General features: G+C 63.2%; 1 protein-coding gene. It reads right to left on the bottom strand.

Annotated elements, in window-relative coordinates; all coding sequences use genetic code 11:
- On the bottom strand, positions 1–1,013 hold a 1,013-nt coding region (locus ACYP5B_RS43590; RefSeq protein WP_459573768.1), incomplete at both ends, for an ATPase, T2SS/T4P/T4SS family.

The raw sequence follows: 1,013 nt of genomic DNA, 5'->3' as shown, positions 1-1,013 counted from the left end.
TCGCCCACCATCACAAAATGCGGGTTCATCCGCTTGATCTGGCGCTTGGCTGCGATAAAAGGATCTTCATCCCGATTCGCACCGTCGAGCGTGCGCGACACGGAGAAGTGGTGCGTGCCGTTGGCAAGCAGTTCCACCGGATCCTCGATCGCCATCTTGTTCATCCACCCAGGCTGTCGCTGCATGATCGCGTGGGCCGTGGTGGTCTTGCCCGAGCCAACGACGCCAACGAGAACAGTGCCGCCACCGAGGTGCATCGTGTTTCGGTCGAGCAGCTGCGCCTGCTGCTCGAAGTATCCGAGGTCGTTGACGAAGTCCACTTCCAGGGATTGCGCTTCTTCGCGGTGCATCCGCATGACTGTCACATGGCCCGTGGCGCTCTGCATCGATGCCCAGCGGAACACCAGTGCCTCCCCGTCAATGCGTGTGCGAATGCTGGTCTGCTGCGGCAGGACCCGGCTGAACACGCCCTGCGATCCCCCTTTGCCCTTCTGCCAGATATGCGACAGCGTATCGAGCATCACACCCGTTTCCATCCGGAATTCCGCCGGGGCAACGAGATAGCCGTCGATGGCGAATCGGATCTGGGAATGCGTCCCCTGATCTTCCACCTCCCAGTGGATATCCGAGGCCTTCTCTCGCAACGCGAAGCGCGCCGCAGCCTCGAAGTTGTTCCAAAGCGCGCTGGCCGGGCGCCGGCGGCCGATGATGTAGTCAGTCTCAACCCCACCGCGCGGATCCACCCCGCCACGGGAAAGGGCGACCATGACTTGCGTGGCCGCAACGTGCGTGGCAGGCGCCGCCTGGTCAAAGAGCAAGCGAGCCTGCCGCATGATCTCCTCCGCCTCGTCCGACGTGGCCATCTCCCGCGAGACCACCAGAGCGAATTTCCCGCGAACGCCCGGCCCACTCGCAGCTTCAACCAGCACCGGGCAGATCCCATGCCGCAGCGACGGCGCCATGTCCAACTCGTCGTAGAGCGTCTTGATGAAGATGGGGAGCTCGTCCACCGT

This window comes from Cupriavidus sp. 8B (assembly GCF_054589115.1).
This window is presented reverse-complemented; position numbering and strand designations above follow the sequence as displayed.